Origin of the sequence: Mycolicibacterium bacteremicum (assembly GCF_002086115.1) — a bacterium.
Taxonomy (GTDB): Bacteria; Actinomycetota; Actinomycetes; order Mycobacteriales; family Mycobacteriaceae; genus Mycobacterium; species Mycobacterium bacteremicum.
This window is the reverse complement of the sequence record NZ_MVHJ01000082.1, coordinates 1-324: the sequence shown is the minus strand read 5'-3', so window position 1 is coordinate 324 and position 324 is coordinate 1. Positions and strand designations below refer to the sequence as shown.

The window sequence follows — 324 nt, the reverse complement described above, 5'->3', positions numbered from 1 at the left end:
CTGGTGGCCAAGCCATTGCGTACCGCGTCCTCGGCCGTCTCGCGCACACAATGATCGGTGGCAATACCGACCACATCGACCTCATCGACGCCGCGTTGCCGCAGCCAATTCAGCAGTGGCGTGCCGTTCTCGTCGACTCCTTCGAAGCCGCTGTACGCTCCGGTGTAGGCACCCTTGTAGAACACCGCCTCGATTGCCGACGTGTCCAGACTGGGATGGAAGTCCGCGCCGGGAGTACCGCTGACGCAATGCGGTGGCCACGACGAGGAATAGTCCGGTGTGCCGGAGAAGTCGTCACCCGGGTCGATGTGGAAGTCCTTGGTT

At 62.7% G+C, this 324-nt stretch carries 1 pseudogene; it reads right to left on the bottom strand.

Going from position 1 to position 324, the window contains the following annotated elements:
• Positions 1-324, bottom strand: a pseudogene (gene pncA / locus BST17_RS28580) (pyrazinamidase PncA); the annotation flags it as partial.